Origin of the sequence: Wolbachia endosymbiont of Litomosoides brasiliensis (assembly GCF_013366805.1) — a bacterium.
Taxonomy (GTDB): domain Bacteria; phylum Pseudomonadota; class Alphaproteobacteria; order Rickettsiales; family Anaplasmataceae; genus Wolbachia.
Genome location: NZ_WQMO01000008.1, coordinates 15,977 through 36,832, shown reverse-complemented (window position 1 = coordinate 36,832; position 20,856 = coordinate 15,977). Strand labels below are relative to the sequence as shown.

General features: G+C 35.2%; 15 protein-coding genes, 2 rRNA genes and 2 pseudogenes. 10 read left to right on the top strand and 9 right to left on the bottom strand.

Going from position 1 to position 20,856, the window contains the following annotated elements:
• Window positions 1-285: 285 nt before the first annotated feature.
• The 4 genes and pseudogenes from GO684_RS05205 to GO684_RS02520 form a co-directional block, all read left to right on the top strand.
• Window positions 286-1,046 (top strand): annotated as a pseudogene (locus GO684_RS05205) (transposase); the annotation flags it as partial.
• 600 nt (window positions 1,047-1,646) lie between these two features.
• Window positions 1,647-2,666, top strand: coding sequence for an NAD(P)/FAD-dependent oxidoreductase (locus tag GO684_RS02530; RefSeq protein ID WP_175938636.1), 1,020 nt, complete (start codon window positions 1,647-1,649; stop codon window positions 2,664-2,666).
• Between the two features lie 41 nt (window positions 2,667-2,707).
• Window positions 2,708-3,904 carry a phosphoglycerate kinase gene (locus GO684_RS02525; RefSeq protein WP_175938666.1) on the top strand — a complete coding sequence of 399 codons (1,197 nt, stop codon included), beginning with the start codon at window positions 2,708-2,710 and terminating at the stop codon, window positions 3,902-3,904.
• A gap of 253 nt (window positions 3,905-4,157) precedes the next feature.
• Window positions 4,158-4,346 carry a hypothetical protein gene (locus tag GO684_RS02520; protein WP_175938633.1) on the top strand — a complete coding sequence of 63 codons (189 nt, stop codon included), beginning with the start codon at window positions 4,158-4,160 and terminating at the stop codon, window positions 4,344-4,346.
• Window positions 4,347-5,731: 1,385 nt separating this feature from the next.
• Here the strand turns inward: GO684_RS02520 and fsa are convergent.
• The 4 genes from fsa to pstC all read right to left on the bottom strand — a co-directional run bounded on the left by fsa (window position 5,732) and on the right by pstC (window position 9,973).
• Window positions 5,732-6,376 carry a fructose-6-phosphate aldolase gene (fsa, locus tag GO684_RS02510; protein ID WP_175938632.1) on the bottom strand — a complete coding sequence of 215 codons (645 nt, stop codon included), beginning with the start codon at window positions 6,374-6,376 and terminating at the stop codon, window positions 5,732-5,734.
• Window positions 6,377-6,981: 605 nt separating this feature from the next.
• Window positions 6,982-7,317, bottom strand: coding sequence for a F0F1 ATP synthase subunit epsilon (locus tag GO684_RS02505; RefSeq protein WP_175938630.1), 336 nt, complete (start codon window positions 7,315-7,317; stop codon window positions 6,982-6,984).
• Window positions 7,318-7,322: 5 nt separating this feature from the next.
• Window positions 7,323-8,765 carry a F0F1 ATP synthase subunit beta gene (gene atpD, locus GO684_RS02500; RefSeq protein ID WP_175938628.1) on the bottom strand — a complete coding sequence of 481 codons (1,443 nt, stop codon included), beginning with the start codon at window positions 8,763-8,765 and terminating at the stop codon, window positions 7,323-7,325.
• A gap of 107 nt (window positions 8,766-8,872) precedes the next feature.
• Window positions 8,873-9,973 (bottom strand): phosphate ABC transporter permease subunit PstC, encoded by a 1,101-nt coding sequence (pstC, locus tag GO684_RS02495; RefSeq protein WP_175938625.1) that lies wholly within the window; start codon window positions 9,971-9,973, stop codon window positions 8,873-8,875.
• 126 nt (window positions 9,974-10,099) lie between these two features.
• Between pstC and rpmH the strand changes: the two genes are divergently transcribed.
• From rpmH to GO684_RS02480, 3 genes are all read left to right on the top strand, one after another.
• Window positions 10,100-10,234, top strand: a complete 135-nt coding sequence (rpmH, locus tag GO684_RS02490) for a 50S ribosomal protein L34 (RefSeq protein ID WP_011256888.1) — start codon at window positions 10,100-10,102, stop codon at window positions 10,232-10,234.
• Entirely contained in the window at window positions 10,227-10,586 is a 360-nt protein-coding gene (gene rnpA / locus GO684_RS05200) for a ribonuclease P protein component (protein WP_175938623.1), read from the top strand. Before rpmH ends, rnpA begins: the two co-directional genes overlap by 8 nt.
• An 89-nt stretch (window positions 10,587-10,675) precedes the next feature.
• The gene (locus tag GO684_RS02480; protein WP_175938621.1) at window positions 10,676-10,951 is read left to right on the top strand and encodes a hypothetical protein; all 276 of its coding nucleotides are present in this window, start codon (window positions 10,676-10,678) and stop codon (window positions 10,949-10,951) included.
• 77 nt (window positions 10,952-11,028) lie between these two features.
• Here GO684_RS02480 and rrf read toward each other — a convergent pair.
• Together rrf and GO684_RS02470 are read right to left on the bottom strand one after the other, a co-directional pair.
• Window positions 11,029-11,135 (bottom strand): 5S ribosomal RNA (gene rrf, locus GO684_RS02475).
• Window positions 11,136-11,202: 67 nt separating this feature from the next.
• Window positions 11,203-13,994 (bottom strand): 23S ribosomal RNA (locus GO684_RS02470).
• A gap of 361 nt (window positions 13,995-14,355) precedes the next feature.
• Here GO684_RS02470 and GO684_RS02465 point away from each other — a divergent pair.
• From GO684_RS02465 to ruvX, 3 genes are read left to right on the top strand one after another with little or no spacing between them, the layout of a single operon-like run.
• Window positions 14,356-15,429 carry a methyltransferase gene (locus tag GO684_RS02465; protein ID WP_175938619.1) on the top strand — a complete coding sequence of 358 codons (1,074 nt, stop codon included), beginning with the start codon at window positions 14,356-14,358 and terminating at the stop codon, window positions 15,427-15,429.
• A 28-nt stretch (window positions 15,430-15,457) separates the two neighbouring features.
• Window positions 15,458-17,269: a ribonucleoside-diphosphate reductase subunit alpha gene (locus tag GO684_RS02460; protein ID WP_175938617.1), complete on the top strand. Its 1,812-nt coding sequence runs from the start codon at window positions 15,458-15,460 to the stop codon at window positions 17,267-17,269.
• Window positions 17,270-17,737, top strand: coding sequence for a Holliday junction resolvase RuvX (gene ruvX / locus GO684_RS02455; RefSeq protein WP_175938615.1), 468 nt, complete (start codon window positions 17,270-17,272; stop codon window positions 17,735-17,737).
• 142 nt (window positions 17,738-17,879) lie between these two features.
• Here ruvX and GO684_RS02450 read toward each other — a convergent pair.
• The 3 genes and pseudogenes from GO684_RS02450 to GO684_RS02440 form a co-directional block, all read right to left on the bottom strand.
• Window positions 17,880-18,754 (bottom strand): annotated as a pseudogene (locus tag GO684_RS02450) (IS630 family transposase).
• Window positions 18,755-19,120: 366 nt separating this feature from the next.
• On the bottom strand, window positions 19,121-19,939 hold the full coding sequence (locus GO684_RS02445; RefSeq protein WP_175938613.1) for a cytochrome c oxidase subunit 3: 819 nt from the start codon (window positions 19,937-19,939) through the stop codon (window positions 19,121-19,123).
• 130 nt (window positions 19,940-20,069) lie between these two features.
• Window positions 20,070-20,276 carry a hypothetical protein gene (locus tag GO684_RS02440; RefSeq protein WP_410543310.1) on the bottom strand — a complete coding sequence of 69 codons (207 nt, stop codon included), beginning with the start codon at window positions 20,274-20,276 and terminating at the stop codon, window positions 20,070-20,072.
• Window positions 20,277-20,856: the final 580 nt, after the last annotated feature.

Sequence of the window (20,856 nt, the reverse complement as noted above, 5' to 3'; positions counted from 1 at the left end):
TACAAATAAGCTAGAGCTCTCTCCATTTCTAGGATTAACTGCACTGTAGAGCTAAAAATTTTATTACCCAGTTTTACTTTAACTTGTGTTCTAACGCCCCTTTTAAATCACCTATGTCCAACTTTCGAATGTGTGTTAAACCAGCAATTCATCAAGGAAAAATAACTCTTACTCAGGATATTTATACTAATTTCACTACTGGAGTAGATAAAGATAAAATAGCAAGGTTTAAATGATATTGAAATCAAAATTATTAATGAAAAAATCGTGGAATTAGCAAAAGAAATGCTGAAGGAAGTGCAAAATAATGCATATGTTGCAAAAAAACTAAATGCTGTAATTGCAGCAAAAAAGCACAGTACAACAGCTGTAGCCAAAATATGCTGCACTCCAAGAATAGTACTAACTGTATGAATAAAGCACCTAAAATTTGAAAGAGAAGAAAAATTGTTTATTTCCCCCTTCAACTTCATAAAAAAACTAGATTGAGTCAGAGTCAATTTGAACAAGTTGAAGTATAGATACAAGAAATTCTAATATTACCATTAAAGAAATGAGAGTAATGATCCAAGAAAAATTTAGCTTGAATGCCAGCGTCTACAGCACACTGTAATATGCAAAAAATAAAGTTTTCGTATGCTATGCTAAGACCAATTCACAATGGATAAGATATAAGGTAGACAGGAAAAATTAAAAAAAACTTAATAAGACTATTGGCAAGCATTCTGAACAAGAGCTATTTTTTCTTGATAAACTGCGGTTTGGCACACATTCGAAAGTTGGACACGAGTAGTTTAAAAAAGGAGTTAAAACACAAGTTAAAATAAAACTAGGCAGACAAAATCTTTGTCTCTACAGTGCAGCTATCATAGAAATGAAGAGAGTCCCAATCTTTTGTACCGAATGTTAACACTGATTATATGAATATATTTTTTGAACAAATGTTGCAATCATACTCGCCTGAGCTCAATCCTATTGATGGATTTTAGTTCTACACAAAAAAGAACATTTTGCGCAATAAAGTTTGCAACACAATTGCTTTGCTTTAGGGCGTTTTGTGCAAGTTTATTATCTCTCCTCTGCAATTAAACAATTCTACAATGTCACTTATTTGACCCATTAGCAATGAGAATTGGTATAACTTTGTTATTTTACGCTCTAGACTTTTGCAAAGTTCTAAAAGATTTACTATATTACCTCACTTTTGCTCTATCATTATCTTTTTGTACCACCTTATCTATTTTTGTCACTCTGCTGAACGGATATGAAATTTACTAAGAAAAAAAGAGGCAAAAGAATCCTATGGCAGAAGTCCACCCATTTTCTAATCTTGCAAATTGGTGTACTATACTGTATTAAACGCTTTACAAGCGCGTTTCAGCTTATATTACGTAAAACCTAGAAATGTGTGAAAATAAGGTACACATAGTGCAAAAAATTAAACAATAAGACACCAACTATGTGATACTTCATTGTTTAACCATATAGATTGAAGATAATTGAATACCTTCAGTGCTATGATCAAGTGGGCTGGTAAAATATGTCAAGTAATTTTTGCCGTTTAATTTATAGCAACATTTCTGTAGCTTGACTAATTGACCTTATTAACAAAGCTAACTAATATCTAAGTAAATTACCACATGAATATGGAAACTGACATAGTAGTAATAGGTGCAGGACCTGTTGGGATATTTACTGCTTTTCAAGCAGGAATGCTTGATATGAGATGTCATATAATAGATGTTTTAGATCAAGCGGGAGGGCAATGCACTGCTCTTTATCCAGAAAAACCAATATACGATATACCTGGCTATCCCGTAATTACTGCTCAAAAATTAGTTGAGCAATTAATGGAGCAGGCCTCACCATTTGAGCCTGTTTACCATTTAAGTCAAAGGGTGGAAGAAATTGCGAATAATGACGGCCAAGGTTTTACTGTAGTAACGAGCGCAGATACGAAAGTAAAATGCAAGGCTATTATCATTGCCGCAGGTAATGGAATGTTTGAACCTAACCGTCCACCCCTTAGCGGTATATTAGAATATGAAAATAAATCTGTATTTTATGACGTAAATAAAATTTCTGATTTTCAAGACAAAATCATAGTTGTTGCAGGAGGAGGCGATTCTGCAGCTGATTGGACCGTAGAACTCTCTAAAGTTGCAAAGAAAATTTATGTAGTACATCGAAGAAAAGAATTTCGTTGCACTCCTGAAATGAAAAATAAATTAAAATTACTTGAAAGCAGTGGAAGGATAGAACTTGTAGTGCCATATCAACTACACGAACTAGCGGGAAATGATGGGCAGTTGAATGGGGTGATAATAAAAAATATTACCTCTAAGGAAGAAAAAAAAATATTCGCTGATTTTTTACTACCGTTTTTTGGACTATCAATGGACTTGGGTCCAATAGGCAGTTGGGATATACAGTTAGAACATAGCCGTGTAGTTGTTGACCAGGCTACACTTAGAACCAGTAGAGATAGAATATATGCAATTGGAGATGTAGCTGCTTATTTAGGCAAACTAAAGCTGATATTAAATGGTTTTGCCGAGAGTGCCATGGCTTGTTATGACATATACAAAGTGATCCATAATTCTCCAGTTAATTTTCAATATTCAACTTCGAAGGGAGTGCGTGGGAAAAAAAGCAATTTACTTTAGGTAAAACTGCTGTATAGTAGCTTTATAGTTCTAATTTTATGATGAATATACCCAGCATAGAAAATTGTGATCTTTACGGTAAAGCTGTCTTACTCAGAGTTGACTTCAATGTTCCTATAAAGAATGGAAAAGTGTATGATGCCACTCGTGTTTTAAGGGCATTACCTACTATTCATCATTTGGTAAATGCTGGCGCAAAGGTTATTATTATATCACATTTAGGACGTCCAAGGGCCAAAGACGATAATCTTTCACTAAGAAATGTAGTTAAAACTTTATCACAGCTATTAAGCAAAGAGGTGAAATTTGTTGACGGTTGTATTGGTAAAAAAGTACAAAAAGCAGTGAATGCGATAGCTATAGGAGATATAATATTACTGGAAAATCTGAGATTTTATAAAGAAGAAGAGCAAAATGACGCAAATTTTGCCAAACAACTGGCAGCTCTAGCGGATATATATGTTAATGATGCATTTCCCTGCTCTCACAGAGCTCATGCTTCTATTTCACGTATTACAGAATTTTTACCTTCCTATGCAGGGTTATGCTTACAAGATGAGCTAAAACATCTTGAGAAGGCCGTATCATTTGACGCTAAACCTATTACTGCAATAGTTGGGGGAGCTAAAATATCAACTAAAATAAAAATGCTCATAAGATTAGCAGAAAAGGTTGATTACCTAGTTCTCGGTGGTGCAATTGCTAATAATTTTTTATTATTTTATAAAGTTAACATAGGCAAATCTTTCTTTCAAAATGGTATCAATGACCTTTTGCATGATGTTATTGAAATAGCAGATAAAAACAATTGCAAAATAGTTATACCTGAAGATGTTCTGGTTGCAGTAAACTCTGATTATAGCACTTGCATTTTAAGAAAAACTGAATCCGTTTTGGATAATGATGTAATTTTGGATATAGGCCCTCAAACTTTAAGCACAATAAGTAATATAATAGCAAGCAGCAAGGCTTTGCTATGCAATGGACCTATTGGTGTTTTTGAATATTCAGTTTTTGCAAATGGTACAATAAAGGTAATGAAAGCCATAAGCAACTTAACGCATAAAGGAAAATTAACCAGCGTAATAGGAGGAGGAGACAGTTTATCCGCAATAAATGCAGCAGGTCTTACCAATAAAGATTTTACATATGTTTCGGCTGGTGGAGGAGCATTTTTGAGTTGGCTCAGCGGCGACAAGATGCCAGGGGTTGCTGCGCTGCAATCTACGTTAGATTAAAACTTTTTTAAATTGTTGCTTATACCCAACTTTTTTATGAAGTTGTATTGCAGTTATGTTGAAGAGAGATAAACTATTTATGCTTAATAATACCGATAATAGGATTTCTTTATTTCATTGGTAGCAAACTCACGAACTAACTTTGAACCATTTTTCAAAACAGGTTCTCCAGGTCCAAATTACATCCCATTGTTTCTAGAGCCAACTAATCTTGATAGAGGAGTTGCTAAGAGCTTACTGAGGTTAGAACCGCATGCTGATAAGAAGAATTTCAGAATCTTGCTTGATTGTCTATAACATCAAGAGGGTAGTAAAAGAAATATATGATAAGCCTAATCATCAGGTAATTATACAGGATGCAGATTCAGAGTTATTTAAGGATGAACTGAATAAAATGGGATTGGATCGCATGCATTTCGCAGGTAGGTATGTTGAAGTTTAAGAAGATAAATGAGCAGTGCAATCTGGACAATAAATCCAGCGTAATAGATTAGATATAAAACTGCCTGGTATACATTTGGAATGAAATATTTAGGTAATATCAACTCTCATTTGTTAGTAGGTCAGATAAGCAACATTGCAGAGTTGTTTAATTGCGGAGTGAGAAAGGGAGATAATAAATTTAACAAAGCGCTCTCAAGCAAAGCAATTGTATTATAGACTTTTTTATACATAACCAAAGTCTCTACAACAAGGTTGAGCTAGGGTGAGTATGTGTGGGTAGGTATATAATCTCAATATCTTTATGTACTTTAAATTTTTTGACTTATGCCACTAGCCAATCCATGACAAGAAAGGCTTCCCATGTTCTTAAATATTGTAACATTTGTTTAAGAAATACACTCACACAATCAGTGTTAACATTCGGTGCAAATAAGCTAGAACTCTCTCCACTTCTATGGATTACCTGCACTGTAGAGATAAAAATTTCGCCTACTTCATTTTACTTTAACCCGTGTTCCAACGCACCTTTTAAACCGTCCATGCCAACTTTCAAATGTGTACCAAACCGCGATTTATCAAAGATAAATAACTCTTGTTCAGGCTACTTACCAATAGCTTCATTAAGTTTTTTTTAACTCTTTTTGCCTACCTTTATCTTCTTCATTAAGAATGGGTCCTAGCGTAATATACGAAAACCTAGTTTCCGCACATCACAGTGTGCCGTAGATTTGCTAACACTCAAACCAAATTTTTCTTGGATCATTACTTTCATTTCTTTAATGGTAAAATTAGAATTTTCTTGTATCCATGCTTCAACTTGTTCAAATTAACTCTGACTCAATCTAGTTTTTTTACGAAGTTGAAGGGAAAATAAATAATTTTTCTTCTCTTCTAAATTTTAGGCGTTTTACTCATGTATCCATGTAGTCAATGCCGTTCTTAAAATGCAACATATTTTTGTGCTTACACGTTATTTTACAGTTCCTTCAGCATTTCTTTTGCTGATTCCACGACTTTTTCATCTGATTCCATCCAACACCACTAAAACTTCGTTATTTTACTTATATGGCTCCTTTTCCACTATTGGAAATCCATTCCTTATACAGGAATTGGTATCAGATATCTACAGCTGCGTGGTTCTTTACGTTGTGTAGCTTGTTGCTCATATAAGCATGAGCAGAATACTGCCAGCTTCACGCGTGAAAAGGTTTTTCACAGTGACGGCAGTACCATAACATTTGACACTTGTGACTTCATTCCTGAGTCAAAAAAACTAACTGCACCTATGGGTTTTAACATTAGATTGCAAAATAGCAAAGCTTCATATGCTTTAGGTTAATATATTTCCTTGCTTTTTCCCACCCGACAAATTTCCTTGATCGTTTATTGCTTTGTACCCCAGTCTTTTTCAAATATTGCAAGCCCCTGTTCAGTAAGTGGATGATTAAATAATTGCCTAAGCACTTTTGCTGGCACAGTAATTGAATCAGCACCAAGTCTTGCAGCTTCTATTACATGCACTGGAGTCCTTACAGACGCAACGAGAATTTTAGTATCAAAGCCGTAATTAGAATATATAGTGCATATATCCTTTACTAGCAATAAGCCATCACAGCTTATATCATCAAGACGACCAACAAAAGGGGAAATAAAACAAGCACTGGCCTTAGCAGCAAGCAGTGCTTGTCCAGGAGAAAAACACAATGTTATATTAACAGGTATTTTATGTTCTGTCCACAACTTTTTACAAGAAATTAATCCTTCACGTGTAAGAGGCAATTTTACTACAATATTACTAGCAACTTTCGCTAACCTAAGGCCTTCTTTAATCATATCTTCATGGTTATTTGCAACAACTTCAACACTAACAGGTCCTGTTATAATAGAACATATTTCACTTATCAAATCTTCGTATTTATCCTTATATCCAGATTTTGCTATTAAAGAAGGGTTGGTTGTTATCCCATCAATGAACTCTTTCAGTCCTTTAATTTCATTTAAATCAACACTATCAAGAAAAATTTCCATATTAACCTTCCACGAAAAAATACCTGCAGAATCTTGTCGTCCTACTGCTTGACTTACAATCGTAAAAACTTCCCGAGTTATGATAGAATAAACATCAGCTTATTGACGTCACCCAAGCGTAACTGCACAAACATTAAGATATAAGAATAATTTATACTAAGAAAAAAGATGTCATTCAAGTAGCCTGACACACAATTCTATGAACATAGTATTTTGAGAGTAATCCTCCACCATGGTGATGTCATGCCGGCACCAGGACACGCAGTTGTACGAACTTCCTACGTTATAGGGATAAATACAAAATATTGGTGTCATCCCAGTGCTTAACACTGGGACCCAGTAATTTTGGTTGTAAGAAAAAAAGCACACCGAGCTGACAAGCACAAAAGCAAGCTGGTTTTACTTAAAATAAACATTTTTGATGAGACTGCACGAGGAAGCTAGATTTTCAGTGTCACACACTAAAATGAAACACCCTTCTGGTAAGCTCAAATTATAACGTTCATACAGTGTGCATCTGGGCATTGGAATGACAAAAAAAAAGAGCACCATGAACAAAAATCTTACAGCTACTTGAATAACAATTGACTTTCTGCTTGAAACAGCTAAGAAAGAAACTTACCATTAAGATAACTTACATATATACTAATTCTCTTATTTTTAAGTAATTCTTCATCATGAATCACATGATCAAAAATCTGAGCTTGATTTGTCATAATGTTGCAACTATTACTTGCAACTTCCAATATTCCATTATCAATCACAATCTTCTTTTCCATTTGGCTACAAGTTTTAATAGTGATTATACCAGGCAATAAATAAATTAAGTAAGGAGAATGGTGAGCTAAAATCACCAACTCCCCTTCGAACCCATTCACTGAAAGAGAAATTACCCCTTTGAATGAAATCTGATCATCAGGAGAGAAAAATTGCACTTTCATAACTCTTAATTTTTAGCTCCAACTTTAGTTCCAGACTTGATTAACTCAGCCTTTTTTGTTGCTTCATCTATATTTCCTACCATATAAAAAGCAGCCTCTGGCAAGTGGTCATACTTACCTTCAACAATTCCTTTAAAATTGGAAACAGTATCAGAAAGTGAAACAAATTTACCAGGCATACCAGTAAATACTTCTGCAACATGAAAAGGTTGAGAAAGAAACTTCTGAATTTTACGAGCTCTGTCAACAATAATTTTATCTTCATCAGATAGTTCATCCATGCCAAGTATGGCAATAATATCTTGCAATGACTTATAAGTTTGCAATATACGTTTCACCTCAGAAGTTACCTCATAATGCTCTTCACCAATGATTTCCGTAGACAAAGATTGAGAAGTTGAATCAAGTGGGTCAACGGCAGGATATATCCCCATTTCAGCTATTTGTCTTGACAATACTGTGGTTGCATCAAGGTGAGAGAATGTAGTTGCCGGAGCCGGATCAGTTAGATCATCTGCAGGAACATATATAGCTTGCACAGAAGTAATAGAGCCTGAAGTAGTCGAAGCTATTCTCTCTTGCATTATACCCATATCTGTTGCAAGGGTTGGTTGATAACCAACAGCTGAAGGTATTCTTCCAAGTAAAGCAGAAACCTCCGAACCAGCTTGTGTAAAACGGAAGACATTGTCCACAAAAAATAGAACGTCTTGGTTTTCACAGTCACGAAAATACTCTGCCATAGTTAGTGCTGTCAAAGCAACCCTAGCCCTTGCTCCAGGAGGCTCATTCATCTGACCATAAACCAAAACAGCTTGAGATTTTTCATGTTCATCTACATTTATTACATTTGAAGTGATCATCTCGTGATAAAGGTCATTACCCTCACGCGTTCTCTCTCCTACCCCGGCAAACACAGAAAACCCTTTATGAGCTTTTGCTATATTATTAATCAACTCCATTATCAGAACTGTTTTACCAACACCAGCTCCACCAAATAAGCCAATCTTCCCCCCTTTAAGGTAAGGCGCAAGAAGATCTATGACTTTTATTCCTGTAACCAAAACCTCTTCCTGTACTTTCTGTTCAATAAAACTTGGAGGCGCTCTGTGTATAGATTTTAAATCATACTTTCCTTTCAGTGGACCACATTCATCTATAAGCTCCCCAACAACATTAAAAATCCTTCCTAAAGTTGAACGTCCAACCGGAACTAATATTGGTGCACCTGTATCAACAAACTCGTCATTTCTTGAGATACCATTTGTGCTATCCATGGCAATACAACGGACTATATTATCACCTATATGCTGTGAAACCTCTAAAATTAGTTCTTTGCCTTTATATTTTAATTTGCTCTTTAAAGCATTAAATATTCTAGGTAGTTCGCCTTCAAATTTTAAATCAACAACTGCTTGAGTTACCCTAACCGCTCTACCTATATTCATTTCCTTATTTTTATCACCTAACACTATAATTTAACAAAAAAAAATTTTAAAGAACTCTGAAGAAAATAAATCCTATATTATTAATAGGAATTTTGCAACAACATTCGCTAATTACGCTTTATTATAAACAATGCAAACACATTCAATAACCAAGTAATAATAAATAGCACTAAACTAAGCGCATAAGCAGCAAGGGTTTGTACACTATTGAAACCCTGATCCCCTGTAAGTAATGTAGCGGTTTGCACAGTAATAGTAGTAACTGAATTAAGAGGATTAAAAGTCAAGTTCGAGTTGATTCCTACAGCCATCAGTACTATCATTGTTTCACCTATCACTCTTGAAATCGATAATAAAATTGCACTCAAAATTGTAGGCATTGCATAAGGTATTGTTATATGCCATATAGTTTCTGCTGGAGTTGCCCCCAACGCCATAAAGCCATAGCGCAAGCTTTTTGGTACGGACCTGATTGCATCCTCTAATAAAGAAATAATAAAAGGTAGAATCATTATCCCCACCGATAAACCAGCAACTAAGGCACTCTCCGAGTGTATATTAAAACCAAAAAAATTTGCTATTCGCTTTACAAAGGAAGATAAAAATACAACTGAGAAATACCCATACACAACTGTAGGAATAGCAGACAAAACCTGCAACGTCGTATTAACAATGTAACGTACTTTCTCACTCGCATATTCACTAATATATATCGCAGAAAATAAACCCAGCGGAACAGCAACTAGTATTGCTACAATAGTTATAACTAATGTACCAACCAAAAGCGGGGTTACACCAAAACATCCTACCTTTTCTTCATTAATAGTTACTACACTATGGCCCCATTTTAAGCAAAACAAGAACTCCGAAATAGATACCCTTTTAAAAAATTCAATAGATTGAGTAAGAATAGATAGCATTATAAATAAAGTGATAAAAAACGATATGGCTAGAGCCACAAATAACGTAAATTTGATTACCTTGCTTCTTTTACCCTTAAAAATAAAAGCAAACACGAAAGAAAGGAACGTTATGAAAACGAAAGTTATAAAGCAATTGTCACAGAGTATTAACAACCAAGTTAATACCCATACATAACTAAGGCATAAATAAAATTTAACCTTATCTACCTTCTGAAACTTATTAAAGCAAAATAAAAGAATTAGTAGTACAGGTATAGAAAAAAGGATTATTGTCAATAAATTCATCTACTCACATATCAAATCTTATTTTACGAGAACACAATTTTTAAGAGCATTCAATACATATAATGCAACCATCATTTGACAACAAAGCAAAACAATTTAAAATAACTAATTATACTTATAAAAATAATGAAGAGAACATTTCAACCAAAAAATTTGATAAGAAAACGCAGGCACGGCTTCCGTTCACGTATGGCAACAAGAGCTGGAAGGAAAATCCTCAATAGGCGTCGTTCACTAGGATGTAAAAAATTATGTGCATAATCAAGTTATCAAGCATAAAAAAAAAGATTTTTCATTCGCCTTTAAAAACAAACTAACGCTTAGTAGTCTTTTTTATCGTGGGCTTTATATATCGTTATATGCTATAAAAGAGAGAGAGCCTGAAAAGCACACTCACACCATTAGGGTAGGCATTGTTATTAGTAGAAAAGCTGGAAAAGCAACAAAAAGAAACAAAACCAAAAGAAGATTAAGAGTACTTACTAGAACTAACATTTTAGATATAAGTAATGTAGGGTACTACTACATAATATTAACTCATAAAAACATTATGCAAGCAAGTTATAAAAACTTACAGAAAGATATAACTATTTGCTTTAAAAAAATAAAATAAGAAAAAATCTCAATTAAGGTATTTACAACTATATTATTCATGATAACATAGGTAAAATTTTTAAAATTAATTAATAGGTGTGATGAACGATGGCGCACATAAAAGAGGTAAGTAATATAAGCTTTGGTGAGATGTATGGACCTTTGTTTCCCTCCAAAGAAAATGGAAAAGGAACATGGATAGATTGGAAAGCAGCATTCAAGCAACAAAAATTATTAGAGGCAGAAAGTAATGCAATGCTATTAGAAATCAGTCATTCTCTTTTAAAAGAGAATCAATTATATAAAGAGGAAGTAGGAACAAAGTTAGACAATATAATAAAAAACAATCAAGGAAATATAAGAAAAGGCAGGCAACTTTACTAAAGATCAGAAATTAAAAAAAACAAAGGAATTAAAATAAAAGTATGTTTACCACTTAACTAATAAAGAAATTTTTATAAACTTGGCAGCGACCTACTCTCCCTTTTCAAGTACCATCAGCGCTAAAAAGTTTCACTTCCGAGTTCGAGATGGGATCGGGTGTTTCATTTTTGCTATAACCACCAAGTTAATAAAAATCTCTTTCAATAAATTCACCCAATATTTAACACTGCATACACACATATAGAAAACAAACAAATAAATCAATCAGGCTATTAGTACTAGTTAGCTCCACATGTTACCATGCTTCCACATCTAGCCTATCAACGTGGTAGTCTCCCACGGCCTTAATTGGGAAATCTTTTTGAAGAGGGTTTCTTAGTTATATGCTTTCAGCAATTATCCCATCTATACATAGCTACCCAGCAATGCTATTGGCATAACAGCTGGTACACCAGAGGTATATCCATCTCGGTCCTCTCGTACTAGAGTCAGATCTTCTCAAATTTCCTTCACCCACGGCAGATAGAAACCGAACTGTCTCACGACGTTCTAAACCCAACTCACGTACCACTTTAATCGGCGAACAGCCGAACCCTTGGGACCTTCTCCAGCCCCAGGATGTGATGAGTCGACATCGAGGTGCCAAACGGTGTCGTCGATATGAACTCTTGAACACCATCAGCCTGTTATCCCCGGCGTACCTTTTATCCGTTGAGCGATGACCCTTCCATACAGAATCACCGGATCACTATGACCGACTTTCGTCTCTGCTTGGCCTATCAGCCTCGCAGTCAGGCAAGCTTATGCCATTATACTATCAAGCTGATTTCCGACCAGCCCTAGCTTACCTTCGCACGCCTCCGTTACCTTTTAGGAGGCGACCGCCCCAGTCAAACTACCCACCATACAATGTCCTAGTTCCAGATAATGGAACATAGTTAGGTATCAAAAGTGTAAAGGGTGGTATCTCAAGGTTGACTCCATTACAGCTAGCACCATAATTTCAAAGTCTCCCACCTATCCTGCACATCACATTTTTAATAGCAATATAAAGCTATAGTAAAGGTGCACGGGGTCTCTTCGTCTAACCGCGGGTACCCCGCATCTGCACGGGGAATTCAATTTCGCTGAATTGATGTTGGAGACAGTGGAGAAATCGTTACGCCATTCGTGCGGGTCGGAACTTACCCGACAAGGAATTTCGCTACCTTAGGACCGTCAGTGTTACGGCCGCCGTTTACTGGGGCTTCAATTTAGAGCTTACACCCCTCCTATTAACCTTCCAGCACCGGGCAGGCGTCAGACCCTATACTTCCACTTACGTGTTTGCAGAGTCCTGTGTTTTTAGTAAACAGTCGCCACTCCCTATTTTGTGCCACCTATTCATAGTTGCCTAAAAGCAGGTTACCCTTCTTCCGAAGTTACAGGTACAATTTGCCGAGTTCCTTCAACATCATTCTTTCAACACCTTAGTATACTCTACTCATCCACCAGTGTCGGTTTACGGTACGGCCTCACAAATATAAGTGCTATTTCCTGGAGCTCCTTTTAAGCACAGGTCAATCCAATAAGACCCATACAAATACAAAACTCGTCACACTTAAGAGGTTCAGGAATATTAACCTGATTGCCATCGACTACTCCTTTACGGACTCGCCTTAGGAACCGACTAACCCTACGCAGATTAACTTAACGTAGGAATCCTTAGATTTTTGGTGAGAGTGTTTTTCACACTCTTTTACGCTACTTATGTCAGCATTCTCACTTCTGATATCTCCAGCAGTTTTTACAAACCACCTTCATAGACTTACAGAACGCTCCGCTACCGCACTTATTGACCGCAATCAATAAGCACCCACATCTTCGGTATACAGCTTTAGCCCCGGTACATTTTCAGCGCAGAAAAACTTATTTAGACGAGTGAGCTGTTACGCTTTCTTTAAAGGATAGCTGCTTCCAAGCCAACCTCCTAGCTGTAATGGTTTTTCTACTTCCTTCCCCACTTAGCTGTAATTTTGGGACCTTAGATAGTGATCTGGGCTGTTTCCCTTTTCACCACGGACTTAGCACCCGCAGTGTGTCTGCTGTATAATCAATCATTGGTATTCGAAGTTTAGTTAGATTTGGTAAGACGGTGAGTCCCCCTAGTCTATCAAGCGCTCTACCCCCAATAACATACATACAACGCTCTACCTAAATAGATTTCGCGGAGAACCAGCTATTTCCAAGTTTGATTGGCCTTTCACCCCTAATCACAACTCATCCAATAATGTTGCAACATTAACTGGTTCGATCCTCCAGTGTGCTTTACCACACCTTCAATCTGGTCATGACTAGATCACTTGGTTTCGGGTCTAATCCATAAAACTAAAACGCCCTATTCAGACTCGCTTTCGCTATGCCTACACCTAACGGCTTAAGCTTGCTCCACAGATTAACTCGCTGACCCATTATGCAAAAGGTACGCTGTCACTCTAATGTAAATTAGCTATAAGATCACTCTCGTAGCAAAAACATAGAGCTCCAACTGTTTGTAAGCACTCGATTTCAGATTCTATTTCACTCCCCTCCCGGGGTTCTTTTCACCTTTCCCTCACGGTACTCATTCACTATCGGTCGTTAAGGAGTATTTAGGCTTGGAGGATGGTCCCCCCATATTCAAACAGGATTTCACGTGTCCCGCCCTACTCAAGGATTTAAAAACCTTTTACTTATACAGGACTATCACCTTCTATGGTTACTCTTCCCAGAGTATTCTAATTCTTATTCTTAAATCACTAGCCTTTTCCGCTTTCGCTCGTCACTACTAACAGAATCTCGGTTGATTTCTTTTCCTTTGGCTACTTAGATATTTCAGTTCACCAAGTTTGCTTTACACATCGACTTAAATATGTAATAACTAGCTTAACTAGCTGGGTTTTCCCATTCGGAAATCTGCGGATCAAAACCTGTTGACAATTCCCCGCAGCTTATCGCAGCCTGCCACGTCCTTCATCGCCTCTTAACGCCAAGGCATCCATCAAGTGCTCTTAATAATTTATTTATCCGGCTACATGCAGAATATGCAGAGTTAAATATTATTGAAATTAAATTGAGATTAAATTAATCTCTACCATAAAACTTGTCAAACATCTAAAAAATAAACTAACTTTTTATATATTAGAAATCAACAAATAATATGTCAATGCTTTTTTACACAAAATATTTACTTACGTTGGCAACGATAATATACTGTAACCCTAAGTAGGTAAAATTTTTAACCTAAGTTAAGTGACAAAGCAGCATTATATACAGCAGCGTTATATACAATGGAAATTAATGAAAAAAATATTTTGTAATATAAAATGCTTTAAAAATTGATTCTGCTCAAAAATGATAGTGAACATTAAGGGTATTTTTAAGGTATGAAAAGCAATTTATCTTTCGTAAGCATTATTTTAAATTTTATTTGCAAGTTAATCAGCATGTTTAACATTAAGAAGGCCAAACAATTCGCTGCAAATAAATACAGAGCTCTCCATAAGGAAATAACAGTATTTCTTAAAAAGTCCAAAAATCTATTAAGCACTAATATTGAAATCGGTTTATATCACTTCTACAAAGGCAACATCTCAGATGCAAAGTTACGATTTTGGTTAACCGGCATGTTCTACTCCAACTTACCTATAGTTTGGTACAATATCGGGAGGTGTCATTTTGCAATGGGGAATACTAGCAAAGCTTACACCTATTTAACAAAGACACTAAGGCTAGACAATAATTATGAAGAAGCGTCTTATTACATAAAAAAGATGATAAATCCAGCACCTATTATAAAATTACCTAAAAATATTATAAAACAATACTTTGATTACACTGGCGAACATTTTGTCGAGCATTGGCTAATCGCAAAACAATACAGAGGTCATGAACTTGTACACACAGTAATTACAAAAATTTTTAACGACTCCACTTCTGAACTTAACATACTTGATCTTGGCTGCGGAACTGGAATATGCGGTCACTTCTTAAAAATACACAACACTGGAAATCACATAACAGGAATTGACATTTCAAATAGAATGTTAAATATTGCTAGAGGGTGTTTTATAAAGGGCAAACCTGTTTATAACGAATTAATACACATAGAAATGACAGAGTTCCTTAAACAAGGGAGAAATCACCTATATGATGTGATTATTTTCGCTGAAGTGCTACATTATCTACATGATTTTAAAGTAGAACTGGAATTAGCAAAAAAATCTACAAGCAAAAAAGGGGCAATTGTATGTTTAATAAGAAGAAAGGAAGGCAAAGGTATTGACTTTGTAAATAAAGGAGACTACTTTCGTCACTCAGAAAGTTATGTTCAACATGTTGTAAAAGAAATAAATATGCAAATAAGTTATATGAGTTATTGTAAAATATATGGAAGTCAGGTCGATGGTATCTTGTTTGCATTACAGCATCCACAAAAAAAATCGAAAAGTCTAACTTAAAGCATTACTGTTGCTTGAAACAGTGTCTATGTACAATAAATATAGAGAGGAATTTATGAGTAATATTGCTATTAATCATGAAAAAAATGGCAAATTGACCGATTTTGGGAAAGCAGTTCTATCAGATAGATATTTAATAGAAAATGAAAGTTATCAAGATCTTTTCATACGCATTGCCAACTACTATTCTAATAACAAAGAGCATACACAACGCCTTTATGATTACATGAGCAACTTGTGGTTCATGCCTTCAACACCAATACTTAGTAATGGTGGCACCAACAGAGGATTGCCTATCTCTTGCTTTCTTAATGAAACTGAAGACAGTCTGCAGGGAATAGTTAATTTGTGGAATGAAAACGTTTGGCTCGCCGCACGTGGAGGAGGAATAGGGAGTTACTGGGGAAATCTACGTTCAATTGGCGAAAGTGTAAAAGGCAGTGGTAAAACATCAGGAATTGTACCATTTATCGTAGTACAAAATGCTCTAACGCTTGCAATTAGTCAAGGGTCCTTAAGAAGAGGAAGCTCAGCAGTCTATCTTCCTGTATCTCATCCAGAGATAGAAGAGTTTTTGGATATACGCAAACCAACAGGAGGAGACCCAAACCGCAAAGCATTAAATATACACCATGCTGTAACAGTAGATGACAAATTTATGCAAGCTGTTGAAAGCGATCTAGAATGGAACTTAATCAGCCCACATAATAACAAAGTTATCTCAACTGTCAAAGCACGTGATATATGGATTAAAATACTAACAGCAAGAATCGAGACTGGAGAGCCTTACATTATTTTTCTCGATGCAATAAATAACAACAAACCAGAGTCTTACAAAAGACTCAATTTAGATATCAAAATGTCAAACCTATGCAGTGAAATTACTTTAACTACAGGCTACGACCACCTAAATAAATCGCGTACTGCTGTGTGTTGTCTATCGTCAGTAAATCTTGAATACTATGAAGAATGGAAATACAACGAGCTCTTTATAGAAGACATAATGCGTTTTCTTGATAACGTACTAGAAGACTTTATAAATAAAGCACCAGATGAAATACAGCGAGCAAAGTATTCTGCAATGAGAGAGCGTAGTATTGGTCTTGGTGTAATGGGCTTTCATTCGTTTTTGCAAAGTAAAATGATTCCTTTTGAATCAGTAACAGCACAACAGTGGAACAAAAAGATATTCAAGTACTTACACAAGCAAGCAGATATGGTCTCCAAAAAATTAGCAGAAGAAAGGGGAGCATGTCTTGATGCTAAAGAAATCAATCTAATGGAAAGATTTACACATAAACTTGCTATCGCTCCAACTGCTTCAATTTCTATTATTGCAGGCAATACCTCCCCTGGAATCGAACCATATGCAGCAAACGTGTTCACACAAAAGACACTAACAGGTTCATTTGTAGTGCAAAATAAATTCTTGCAAAAACTATTAGCAAAAAAAAATAAAAACAATGATAAAACATGGTCTTCGATTTCGATAAATGAAGGTTCTGTGCAGCATTTAGATTTCCTTAACGAGCATGAAAAACTAACATTTAGAACAGCATACGAGCTTGATCAGAGGTGGATTATAGAACACGCAAGTGATAGAACCCCATATATTTGTCAGTCTCAATCAGTAAACTTGTTTTTACCTGCTAATATACATAAACGTTACTTGCACAAAATACATATGCTTGCTTGGAAAAAAGGTTTAAAGAGTTTATATTACTGTCGATCACAGTCAATGCAGAGAGCTGACAAGGTTTCTCATGACATATTCAAAAAAAGTGAAACATTGCAGCAAAGAACAGATATTGATTATGGTGAATGTTTATCATGTCAATAGATGCTACATAGAGATCCTTATGAATTTCTAAAGTCCATTTCAAAAGGCAAGTGCATAATGTGTCTTGACATGGGAGAAAAGAGAATAGGCATAGCGTTCAGTGATAAAACTCAGCTCATAGCTACAGCACATAGTATATACCACAGAAAAAATATAAGCAAAGATTTAGGTTGTCTAAACAGAATATTCAAAGAAAATGAAGCTGGATCAATAGTAATCGGGTTACCACTGGAAATAGATGGACAAAAAAGTGAATGGTGTGAAACCATAATCAAATTTGCAAACAAAATAATAAAAAAATATAAGGTAAGCATATATTTACAAGATGAAAGCCTGTCAACGTCTATTGTATCTCATGTGCTAAAGATTGCCGGGGTATCAACCACAAAATCAAAAAAAATAGATGATAAAATTTCCGCATGTATTATTTTACAACGAACGTTAGATAAGATAAATGCAATTAAATAGTTTTTCTCAAATTATTAAATTTTAAATCCCAATTAAATAATATGGCAACATTTCTTTACATAGCTTGCATCATATTCATTCATAGTTATACCAATTCTTGCCTCATAAGGAACGGATAGATAATAATGGAAAAGAAGCCATGCTAGCAGGTAAAATAAGCGACATTGCAGAGTTGTTTAATTGCGGAGTGAGAAAGAGGACAATAAACTTGCACAAAGCGCTTTCAAGTAAAGCGATTGTATTATAGGCTTTATTACGCAAAATGTTCTGTTTTATATATAACCACAGTCTCTCAATAAGAGAGAGCTCGGGTGAGCATGGTGACAAGTATATAATCCCGATATTTTTAGGTACCTTTAAATTTTTTGACTTATGCTAACTAGAGTAATCCATAACGAAAAAGAGTTCTCATGTTCCTAAATATTGGGACATCTGTTCAAGAAATATATTCATACAATCAGTGTTGATATTCGGTACAAATAAGCCAGAACTTTTCCCATTTCTAGGGTTAACTGCACTGTAGAGATGGAAATTTTGTCTACCTAATTTTACTTTAACCTGTTTCTAACGCCCTTTTTAAATCACCCGCATCCACTTTCAAATATGTGCCAAACCAAGATTCATCAAAGAAAAATAACCCTTGTTTATGATACTTACCAATAATCTCAATACTCACTGACATTCAAGCTAAATTTTTCCTAGATTCTTATTTCTCTAACGGTAATATTAGGGTTTCCTTGTATCCGTACTTTAACTTGTTCAAATTGCTCCTATTCAATCTAATTTTTCTACGGCGTTGAAGGGAGCAAACAATTTTTCTTTTCTTCCAATTTTAGGTGCTTTATCCATGCAGCCAGTGTTGTTCTTGAAATGTAATATATTTCTGCCACGGCTGTTATGCTGTGTTTTTTTCTGCAACACAGCATTTAGCTTTTTTGTAACATATGCGTTATTTCATACCTCTTTTAGTATTTCTTTTGCTAATTTCACGACTCTCTTATCCAATAATTTTGTGATTCAAACGTCATTTAAACCTCACTATTTTACTTACTCCAGTAAGGCCTCTTTTCCATTATTATCTATCCGTTCCTTACACAGAGGAATTAGTATAAAATTACAACCCCTCTTGTACATCCTAAGTTAGTGAAGATTTATGATTCTTATTTAACAAAAATTTTTTCTATTCCAGCTTCACTCAGAGAATATAAAGAAATTACCTTCTTAACTGTTCGAAAATTACATACAGATATTCATTTATACTCAGTTTAATATCAGTTGACATAGTGCCACTAATTAGAAATTCGATATTGCTTCTTTCATCTAGATCAATAATAGCCACCAGGTTTTACTCGTTCCCAGATCGAGATCTATTATCCTTATCACTTAAAAAACACTTAGCCAATAAACAAACACAAATAAGAATACCCAGACTATATCTACAAAGTGCCAATACCAAGAAGCAAATTCAAAGCACAAATGATCCTGAGGTGTAAATTGATCTTTCCGCGCTCTGAATAAACATACTAACAAGAATATCACTCCTATTATAACGTGTGCACAGTGAAAACCGGTAATCATATAAAAATTGGACGCATAAATCCCTGCTTCTTGTAAAGAGAAGCCAGCTTCATGATACTCTATTGCTTGTACTATTATAAAAAACACTCCAAGTAATATAGTTATGGACAGCATCTTAATCATATTCCTTTTATCATTATTGAACAAAGAGTGATGCGCCCAGGTAACCGTTGTACCAGAGAGTAATAACACTAACGTATTCATGAATGGTAGCGACCATGGATCAGGTGGTAAAATTCCCTCAGGAGGCCATTTAACTCTTTTTGTAGGAGAAAACGCTTCAAACAAAAAAACCGGGTCAAGCCAAGCTTTAAAGAATGAACAAAAGAACACTATAAAAAATATAACTTCTGAAAGGATAAATAAATACATTGCAAACTTGAGTCCATGCTTGACAACTGCAGTATGGCATTTATCATAAATGGCTTCTTTTACTACATCTCTCCACCAATAAAACAATACTCCTGACACTGCAGAGATTCCTAAAATTAAGCAAAATACCCCAGAAACCTGTTTATGGAGCGTGCAAACTAACCCAAGCACAAGAATAAGAATTGCTGCTGATATGGCAATTGGCCAAGGGCTTGGATCCACCAAATGAAAATCATGTTCTTTACTTTTCATACACTATCCTCAAAAACATGTATTAAGCATACAAATTAGCTTTAAATTATCAACTTTTCTTAGAAACCTAATCAAATTTGGGAAAATCATATGCGTTATCCCAAAAAACTAATTCAAATTAGTACTGATCTTAAATAAACTCAAGCATTCTGCTTCTCCCATTTTTCCTAATCATTTTGCAACACTCATCAACAATATCCTTATAAAGCAATGCACTCATACTCTTGCTGCTAAAAAAATCAAACCAGTCTTTGTATCTGCTATTTTTCTTGAATTCACCTTTCATACTATCAATTACAGTCTTATATACAAACACACGAGAATATAAAACTGTTATAGTCTCACAGGTATTATCATATGAGACGGATAAGAGAAAATTGATGAAGTTGAAACATGCAAAAGGTTTTTCCCCATTCTTTATACCATATAAAGCAAAATAGTGACTATACAGGAATCTGTTAGTGGCTATTAACCTCCGTACCTAGCAAGCAGGATCATGTTGCTATAGCTTTTTATCCTGGTGCGATAGTTAATATGGTACGAACATAATTACCTAAAAATAATGCATCCTGTTGAATATAGAACCTAAAACTCTCTCGATGTTTAAAGTATTATTCATTAGCTCAACATTAAAAGGGCAACTATCATACCCCTTAAGAAGTTTGACCATAACAGCTCCTAACACCAATTCTCATTGTTAATAAGTCAAATAAGCGACATTGCAGAGTTGTTTAATTGCGTGGTGAGAAAGAAGGTAATAAATTTGCATAAAGCGCTCTCAAGTAAAGCAATCGCATTATAGAGTTTACTACGCAAATGTTCTGTTTTATATACAACCAAAGCCCCTCAATAAGATTGAGCTCAGAAGCACTGTGGTAGGTATATAATCTTGACATTTTTAGGTACTTTAAATTTCT

What these genes read in the sequence shown, in the direction of transcription:
- atpD (WP_175938628.1), bottom strand. Translation starts at nt 8,765, where the DNA reads ATGAATATAGGTAGAGCGGTTAGGGTAACTCAAGCAGTTGTTGATTTA.
- GO684_RS02525 (WP_175938666.1), top strand. Translation starts at nt 2,708, where the DNA reads ATGAATATACCCAGCATAGAAAATTGTGATCTTTACGGTAAAGCTGTC.
- GO684_RS02505 (WP_175938630.1), bottom strand. Translation starts at nt 7,317, where the DNA reads ATGAAAGTGCAATTTTTCTCTCCTGATGATCAGATTTCATTCAAAGGG.
- GO684_RS02520 (WP_175938633.1), top strand. Translation starts at nt 4,158, where the DNA reads ATGCTGATAAGAAGAATTTCAGAATCTTGCTTGATTGTCTATAACATC.
- ruvX (WP_175938615.1), top strand. Translation starts at nt 17,270, where the DNA reads ATGCTACATAGAGATCCTTATGAATTTCTAAAGTCCATTTCAAAAGGC.
- GO684_RS02445 (WP_175938613.1), bottom strand. Translation starts at nt 19,939, where the DNA reads ATGAAAAGTAAAGAACATGATTTTCATTTGGTGGATCCAAGCCCTTGG.
- fsa (WP_175938632.1), bottom strand. Translation starts at nt 6,376, where the DNA reads ATGGAAATTTTTCTTGATAGTGTTGATTTAAATGAAATTAAAGGACTG.
- GO684_RS02465 (WP_175938619.1), top strand. Translation starts at nt 14,356, where the DNA reads ATGAAAAGCAATTTATCTTTCGTAAGCATTATTTTAAATTTTATTTGC.
- GO684_RS02530 (WP_175938636.1), top strand. Translation starts at nt 1,647, where the DNA reads ATGGAAACTGACATAGTAGTAATAGGTGCAGGACCTGTTGGGATATTT.
- GO684_RS02460 (WP_175938617.1), top strand. Translation starts at nt 15,458, where the DNA reads ATGTACAATAAATATAGAGAGGAATTTATGAGTAATATTGCTATTAAT.
- rpmH (WP_011256888.1), top strand. Translation starts at nt 10,100, where the DNA reads ATGAAGAGAACATTTCAACCAAAAAATTTGATAAGAAAACGCAGGCAC.
- pstC (WP_175938625.1), bottom strand. Translation starts at nt 9,973, where the DNA reads ATGAATTTATTGACAATAATCCTTTTTTCTATACCTGTACTACTAATT.
- GO684_RS02480 (WP_175938621.1), top strand. Translation starts at nt 10,676, where the DNA reads ATGGCGCACATAAAAGAGGTAAGTAATATAAGCTTTGGTGAGATGTAT.